The following is a 7,775-nucleotide window of genomic DNA, read 5'->3' as shown; positions in this document are numbered from 1 at the left end:
ACCCCCACCCAGCCCCGCCCCGCCCCCCCCCCCCCCACGTCTCGCGGGGACTCAGCAGGTCTTCCAGCAGTCGGGGCCCCCGCTCTCGGGGGGCGGCCCGGCAACCTCCCCCTCGTCGAGGTACGTGGTGCGATCCACGACGTGCTGCAGTGCGGCGGCCTCTTCGTCGCCCGGCCCTGCGGTCGGGGAGTCGGCGGTGGGCTCGGAGCCGGACGTGCCGAGATCGACGTCGAAGGTGAGCTCGAGGAACCGGTGCGCGGCGGTGTCGTAGACGAAGCGCACGATCCGGTTGCTCTGGTCCTCGCCGACCCACTCGAGGCCCTCCCCGGTGCGACCCTGCGTGTCCTGGACGGCGCCGAGCGGGGTGCTGCCCGTCAGCCCGTTCAGCGTCGCCCAGAGCCCGTCGCGCACGGCGGGCGACGTGGGCCCGTTCTGCAGGAGGTTCCACGTCTTCTGGGCGAGCGCGTCCTCGTCCACCGACCCGATCTCCGCCCGGATGCTGTCGCGCAGGAGCGCGTCGAGCTCCGCGGGGTCCGTCGGGAGCGTGGCGAGCGCGTCCCAGCTGAGCCGGACGAACTCGCCGTCGACGACGAGCGACCCGAACGTCGAGCCGGGCCAGGGGTCCAGGGCCTCGACCCCTTCGAAGGCCCGGTACGAGTCGCCCGCCGGGTCGCGGGCGGTCCAGTACGTGATGCCCTGCGTGCTCTCTTCCGTCCGTCCGTCGCTGGTCGTGTTCGTCGTGGTCGTCAGGGTCCGGACGCGCCAGTACGGTCCGTCGGAGGGGCCGTTGCCCTGCGGTCTCCCGTCGAGACCCGGGGCTGCGGCGTCGCCGCCGCTCGCCGGGGCGAGCTGCGACGGGTGGGTGGGACCGGGCTCGGCCCAGTAGGACGCGGCACCCACCCCGCCGGCGACGACCGCCAGCGCGCACAGGCCCGAGACGACGGTCCGGCGCCGTCGTCGGCCCTGGCGGGCCGTCGGGAGCACGCGGTCGGTGTCGACGTCGATGCGGGGGGCGAGCGCGTCGACCCGCGTGCGCAGCGCGCGGGCGAACGTCTCGTCGTCGGTCGGAAGGGTGCCGGTCATGGCTGCCTCCTGTCGGTCTGGTCGGTAGAGGGGTGGCGCGGCGCGCGGGCGAGCCCCGGCGCGCCGCCCCGTGCGTCGGCGGGATCGGCTCCGCCGAGGATCGCGCGGAGCTGGGCGAGCCCGCGGGACGCCGTGGACTTCACGGTGCCGACGGAGACGCCGAGGTCGTCGGCGACCTCTCTCTCGCTCAGCCCGACGAGGTGGCGCAGCACGACGATCCGGCGCTGGCGGGCCGTGAGCGTCGCGAGCGCGCGGACGAGGACGTCCCGCTCGGCGTGCTGGTCGGCCCGGGCGTCGCTCGCGGTCTCGGGCAGGTCGGGCGGGGCGACGAGCACCTCGCGGCGTCGTCGCCGCCACGTGTCGACCCGGAGGTTGGCGAGGGTGCGGCGGGCGTAGGCGTACGGGTCGCGCTCGCGCGCCGTGCGCCAGTGCAGGTACGTGCGGGTCAGGGCCAGCTGGACGAGCTCGTCGGCCAGGTGCTCGTCGCCGCACAGCAGCCACGCGGTGCGCGCGAGCCGGGGAGCGGCGCTCGCCATGAAGTCGCTGAACTCCTGCTCGTGCGACGTGACCACCCGCACCACGGGCAGGAGGGTCTCGGGTGGTGGGCTCTCGTCGGGTTCGTCGTCGGCCGAGAGGGCGATCGCGTTCACGGTCATGACTGTCACACGCGCCACGGCTCCGGAAGGTTGAGTCTCGAGCGGGCGACCGGAGCGCACGATTCGACATCGTTCGACACGGCCCGCCCTCTTTCGCCATGGGAACGCTCCCACTACCGTGGGTCGCGCCCCTCACGACGTCGAAGGAGACGCTCATGACCCAGCACGGTGGCCGACCCGCACCCCACGACCCTCGCGATCACAGCCCCACGCCCGGGCCCCCGCGGGGGCTCGACCGACGCACCGTCCTCGCGCTCGGCGGGGCGCTCGCACTCGCCGGGCTCACGGCGACCCCGGCGGCAGCGCGACCGGGCGCGACCCTGCCCGCGGCGACTGGCGCCGTCGAACAGGCGGCCGGTGGTCGGGAGCGGGGCCGCGCGGCGTCGGTCCGGCGCGCCCACGGCTTCCTCGCCGCGGCGACCGACGCCTACCCCGACGTCAACCCCGGCCCGCGGCTCGCCCAGTCGTACGCCGACCAGCTCGGTCTGTTCTCCACGGCGTTCGTCTACGACAACGCCCTCGCCGTCCTCGCGACGCTCACCGCGGGCCGGCGCTACCTCGACCGCGCGCGGGCACTCGGCGACGGGCTCGTGTTCGCCCTCGAGAACGACCCCGACCACGACGACGGACGGCTGCGCCAGGCGTACAACGTCGGGCCGTACACCTTCTACGACGGCACGCCGCAGGAGCACGGTCTCGTCCTGCCCGACGGCACGGCGAACGTCGGGTGGCAGTTCGGCTTCCTCGGGACGGCGGTGGGAGACATGGCCTGGCCGGGCATCGCCCTGCTGCACCTCCACGCGGTGACGCGCGAGCGGCGCTACCTGGACGCCGCGCGGCGGATCGGCGAGTGGATCGTCGCGAACACGTGGTCGCAGGCGCCCCTCGGCGGGTTCTCGTTCGGCGTCGACGGTGCGAACGCCCCGATCCCCAACGGCTCGACCGAGCACAACGTCGACTGCGTCGCGTTCTTCCGCCAGCTCGGGTCCGTGACGCGCGACCGGCGCTGGAGCCGTGCCGCCGAGCACGCGCGCGCGTTCGTCGACCGCATGTGGGAGCCCGACGGCGGCTACCTGTACACCGGCACGAACGACGGCACCGAGATCAACCGGGACCCGCTCCCGCTGGACCCGCAGACGTGGGGGTGGCTCGCGCTGCGCGAGCGACGCTACGCCCGCGCGCTCGACTGGGCGGACGACGCGCTGGCCGCGCGCGACGTCGCCGGTGAGGGGCTGTCGCAGCTCCCCGCGGGCACGGTCGTCGAGGGCGTGACGTTCTCGAGCGCGAGCCTCACGTCGACCGCGTCGTACAACGGGCTGCCGGTGCACCAGCAGGGGGTGTGGCTCGAGGGGACGGCGCAGCTCGCGGCGGCGCTCGCGGACCGCGGGGCACGTGGGCGCGGGAACCGCGACGACCGGCGGCGCGGGCGCCGGGGCTGCGAGCGGGACGATGACCGGGTCCGCGCCGAGGGCCTGCTGCGCGAGGTGCAGCGCACGCAGGAGGGGGTCGGCGCCGGTCGGACGATCGGTGGCGCCGCGCTGCCGGAGCGGTCGGGCGTCGTCGCGGCGTCGAGCCTGATCGACTCGGGCTTCGGGTTCGGGTACTTCCAGGTGCAGCACGTCGGCGCGACGTCGTGGTACCTCATGGCCGCGGCGGGGGCGAACCCGTTGCAGCCCGGCCGGCTGGGCTGACCCGGGTCCTGGATGTCCGCGGTCAGGTGGTGGGGGCGGGGCCGGTCGTCGTCCCCACCACCAGCTCCACGTCGAGCTCGACCGTCGTCGGCGCCTCGCCCGCGAGCTGCCGGATCACGGCGAGGCCCAGCTCGGAGCCCTTGCGGGCGAGCGGCTGGAGGACGCTCGTGAGGACGTCCGGGGCGAGCCACGGGAGGTCGAGCCCGTCGAACCCGGCGACCGAGACGTCGTCGGGCACGCGCAGGCCGAGCTCGCGCGCGGCGAGGAGCGCACCCGCGGCGAGCAGGTCGGAGTGGGCGATGACGGCGGTCGGGCGCGTCGCGGGGTCGGCGGCCTCGGTCGTCCCGTCCGCGGCGGTGCTGCCCAGCAGGGCGAGCGTGGCGGAGCGGCCGTGCTCGACGAGCGACGCCTCGGTCTCCCAGCTCGCGACGGGCTCGACGACGTCGCGCACGCCCGCGAGCCGGTTGGCCGTCGGCGTGCGGTCCACCTGGGCGAGCCGCTGCGCGTCGATCGGGCCGCTGCGGTCGGAGGTGTCGAGGGGGAGCGAGACCTCCGCGACGCGCGTGTGGCCGAGGTCGACGAGGTGCCGCACGACGTCTGCGGTCCCGGCGCGGTCGCGGATCGCGACGAGCGGGGTGCCCTCGACGGCGCGCCCCTCCCCGATGACCACCGGCACGCCGCGGCGCTGGAGGGCGGCGAGCGTCGCGTCGTCCGAACCCACGCCCCAGACGAGCACGGCGACGTCCATCGCGGCGCTCTCGACGAGGGGGTCGACGGCGCGGGCCGGGTCGTCGGAGGGGATGCCGGGGATGAGCAGGACGCCCAGTCCGTTCTCGCCGAGCGTCGACACGAGGCCGTCGAGCACCTGGACGGCCACGGGGTCCCGGAACGCGCGGCGGAGCTGGTCGCCGACGACCACGCCGACCACGCCGGACCGTCCCGACCGGAGCTGCCGCCCGAGCGGGTTGGGGCCGGTGTACCCGAGCTCCTTCGCGGCGTCGAGCACGCGGGCCCGGGTCTCCGGGGTGATGGGCCCGGCGCCGGAGAAGGCGAGCGACGCCGTCGAGACGGAGACCCCCGCGAGCTCGGCGACCTTGGCGAGCGTGGGCCGGTGAGCCGGCGCAGCGGCCGCCGCGGGCTCCCGGTTCCCGGGGGTGTCGCTCATCACGCTCCCTGCCTCCCGCGCGTGCGGGATTCTCGATTGACGCGCGGCCAGCGTACCCGCACACTGGTGACCATGCCTCGAATCGATTCGAAGCGCACTCTCGTCCGTCGGATCGAATCGATTCGAGGAGGTGCTGCGCAGTCTCCGTCCGACCTCCTGTCCGACCCTCGCGCCCTGGCCCGGGCCCGCTGGGTGCTCCTCGGCGTGTTCGCGCTCAACGGCGTCATGATGTCGAGCTGGCTCGCCCGCATCCCTTCGGTGCGCGACGCCCTCAGCCTCACCCCGGCGGACCTCGGCGTCGTGCTCCTCGCCGGAGCCGTCGGCGCGCTCGTGACCGTCACCGCCGCCGGCCCCTTCGTCACGCGGTTCGGCGGGCGCGTCGCGTTCGGCGTCTCCGCGGTCCTGTTCGGCGTCGCGTTCCTCCTGCTCGGCCTCGGCCCTGCGACGGGGTCCGTCCCCCTGCTCGCCGCGGGCATCTTCGTCAACGGCATGGCGTTCTCGCTCGGCAACGTCCCGATGAACGTCGAGAGCGCGGGCATCGAGCGCCGGGTCGGGCGCACGATCCTGCCGCAGTTCCACGCCGCGTTCTCCGTCGGCGCCGTCGTCGGGTCGCTCGTCGGCGCCGCGTGCGCCCACGCGCAGGTGCCCGTGCTCGTCCAGTTCGTCGCGACGGGCGCGGTCGCGACGGTCTGGCGCCTCGCCGCGATCCCCGCCACGGTCCACGACACCCTCCCCACCCGGACCCCCGCACCCGGCACCGCGGCTCCGGACCCGGTCGATGCCCTCGGCGACGCCGTCGTCGACGTCGAGACGGCGGGCGTGCGCGCCAGCCTCGCCCGTCGCGGTGCACGGCTCGGTGCGGCGCTCTCGGCGTGGCGCGAGCCGCGCACGCTGCTCATCGGCCTCGTCATCCTCTCCGCCGCGCTGTCCGAGGGGTCGGCCAACGACTGGCTCTCGCTCGCCGTCGTCGACGGGTTCGCCCAGACCGAGGCCGTCGGCGCGGTCGTGTTCGGCACGTTCGTCGCGGCCATGACCGTCATGCGCCTCGCCGGGACCCGGCTCATCGACCGCTTCGGCCGCGTCACCGTGCTCCGCGCCTCGGGCGTCGCGTCGATCGCCGGGCTGCTGCTCTTCGGGTTCGCGCCGACGCTCCAGCTCGCGGGCGTCGGGGTCGTGCTCTGGGGCTTCGGCGCGGCGCTCGCGGTACCGGTCGGCATCGCCGCGGCGTCCGACGAGCCGCTGCGGGCCGCGAGCCGCGTCTCGGTCGTGTCGGCGTTCTCCTCGATGGCGTCGCTCGCCGCCCCGCCGCTGCTCGGGCTCGCCGCCGAGGCCATGGGCGCGCGTCACGCGCTCGTGCTCATCGTCGCCGCGATGGTCCTCAGCGTCCTCCTGGCACGCCAGGTCACGCCCCTGCGCACGCCGGCCGCGCTCGCGGCCCGCACGCCACGTCCGGCGCCGGGCCTGGCCCAGGATGTGCCGTCCGGGGTGGAGGATGGACCCGGGACCGTCGCGGTGGCCGCCGTGGCCGCCGACCGGACGGTCGACCTCCAGGACGCTGCGACCGGTGCCGTCGCGGACGGGGACGACGTGCGCCGCCCCCGCCGCTCGCGCCGGCCCCGCGCGACGGCCCGCACCGGGACGTCTGCGACCGCCCACCGTGCCTCGGCACGCCGCCCCCGAACCCGCCCGTCGCACCGCCGCGAGGAGACCTCCGCATGACCGCCGCCCGCACCGACCGCCGCGTCGCCCTCGCCACCTGGGCCGTGTTCGCGGTCTTCTTCCTCAACGGGTTCAACTTCGCGACGTGGGCGTCGCGACTGCCCGCGGTCCGCGACTCGCTCGGGTTCACCGAGGCGCAGATGGGCCTGCTGCTGCTCTTCATGGCCGTCGGGTCGCTGCTCGCGCTGCCCCTCTCCGGCATGGTCGTCCAGCGGCTCGGCGCGTCGAAGGCCGTCACGCTGTTCGCCGTCGCGAACGTCGTCGGCCTCGTCACCGCCGTGACCGGCGTGGCGACGGGGGAGGACGTCGTCGTGCGCGTCGGGCTCTTCCTCGCGGGCATCGGCACCGGTGTGTGGGACGCCGCGATGAACCTCGAGGGCGCCGCCGTCGAGCAGCGGCTCGGCAAGGCGATCATGCCGCGCTTCCACGCCGGGTTCTCCTTCGGCACCATGGCAGGCGCCGGCGTCGGGGCGCTCATGGCCGCGCTGCACGTCCCCGTCCAGGTGCACCTCACGGCCGCCGTCGTGCTGAGCCTCCTCGGCGTCCTGTGGTCCGTGCGGTTCTTCCTGCCCGCGGGGCAGGTCGAGCACGTCGTGGACGCGGCCGGGGACGCCGCCGGGTCCGACCCCGCTGCCGCGGCCGGCAGCGGCGCGTCGCTCACCGCGTCGGAGAACGCGCGCGGCGCGCTCAGCGCGTGGACCGAGCCGCGCACGCTGCTCATCGGCCTGGTCGTGCTCGCCGCAGCGCTCACCGAGGGCGCCGCGAACGACTGGGTGAGCCTCGCCGTCGTCGACGGCTTCGGGACGTCCGACGCCATGGGCGCGATCGGTCTCGCCGTGTTCCTCACGGCCATGACCGGGATGCGCCTGCTCGGCACCGGCCTGCTCGACCGGTACGGGCGCGTCACCGTGCTGCGGCTCGGAGCGGCGCTCGCGCTCGTCGGCCTGCTCCTCTTCACGCTCTCGCCGAACATCTGGCTCGCGCTGCTCGGCGTCGTCGCGTGGGGCATGGGCGCCGCGCTCGGCTTCCCCGTCGGGATGAGCGCGGCCTCCGACGACCCGGCGCGCGCCGCCGTGCGCGTGAGCGTCGTCGCGACGATCGGCTACTCGGCGTTCTTCATGGGCCCGCCGCTCATCGGCTTCCTCGCCGAGCACGTCGGCTACCGCGGCGCGCTCCTCGTGATCGCTGTCCCGGTGGTCATCGGCCTCCTCGTCGTCGGCGCCACGCGCCCCCTCCCCACCGCCGCCGGCTCGGCGGGCCAGCAGGCGGCCCAGCGCACCGAGGAGACCCCCAACCGCTGACCCGCACCCACCGCGCGAGGGAGAACCCGGTCCCGCGAGGTAGAACCCTGGTTGGCCGAGGTAGAACCGTGGTTCTTGTGCCCGACGGCGTGTGGTCACCCTGGGTGGTCGGGGTGGGTGGTGGTGCCGCGTCTACAATCCGCCGCTCGTTCCTCGCGGC

At 75.5% G+C, this 7,775-nt stretch carries 6 protein-coding genes; 3 read left to right on the top strand and 3 right to left on the bottom strand.

What is annotated here, in order from left to right:
• Positions 1-51: 51 nt before the first annotated feature.
• Positions 52-1,083 (bottom strand): hypothetical protein, encoded by a 1,032-nt coding sequence (locus tag ACFWH7_RS19785; protein ID WP_378219171.1) that lies wholly within the window; start codon positions 1,081-1,083, stop codon positions 52-54.
• Positions 1,080-1,733, bottom strand: coding sequence for a SigE family RNA polymerase sigma factor (locus tag ACFWH7_RS19780; RefSeq protein WP_378219169.1), 654 nt, complete (start codon positions 1,731-1,733; stop codon positions 1,080-1,082). Before ACFWH7_RS19780 ends, ACFWH7_RS19785 begins: the two co-directional genes overlap by 4 nt.
• Before the next feature lie 161 nt (positions 1,734-1,894).
• On the opposite strand from ACFWH7_RS19780, the gene ACFWH7_RS19775 reads away from it, so the two are divergent.
• Positions 1,895-3,430: a YyaL domain-containing protein gene (locus ACFWH7_RS19775; protein ID WP_378219167.1), complete on the top strand. Its 1,536-nt coding sequence runs from the start codon at positions 1,895-1,897 to the stop codon at positions 3,428-3,430.
• 22 nt (positions 3,431-3,452) lie between these two features.
• Here ACFWH7_RS19775 and ACFWH7_RS19770 read toward each other — a convergent pair whose 3' ends face one another.
• Entirely contained in the window at positions 3,453-4,595 is a 1,143-nt protein-coding gene (locus ACFWH7_RS19770; RefSeq protein ID WP_378219165.1) for a LacI family DNA-binding transcriptional regulator, read from the bottom strand.
• A 204-nt stretch (positions 4,596-4,799) separates the two neighbouring features.
• On the opposite strand from ACFWH7_RS19770, the gene ACFWH7_RS19765 reads away from it, so the two are divergent.
• A complete protein-coding gene (locus tag ACFWH7_RS19765) occupies positions 4,800-6,314 on the top strand; it encodes an MFS transporter (RefSeq protein WP_378219163.1) in 1,515 nt (504 codons plus the stop codon).
• Complete coding sequence (locus tag ACFWH7_RS19760; RefSeq protein WP_378219161.1) at positions 6,311-7,615, top strand: MFS transporter; 1,305 nt, start codon at positions 6,311-6,313, stop codon at positions 7,613-7,615. Before ACFWH7_RS19765 ends, ACFWH7_RS19760 begins: the two co-directional genes overlap by 4 nt.
• Positions 7,616-7,775 lie beyond the last annotated feature (160 nt).

Source organism: Cellulosimicrobium cellulans, assembly GCF_042723955.1.
Taxonomy (GTDB): Bacteria; Actinomycetota; Actinomycetes; order Actinomycetales; family Cellulomonadaceae; genus Cellulosimicrobium; species Cellulosimicrobium cellulans_H.
This window is presented reverse-complemented; position numbering and strand designations above follow the sequence as displayed.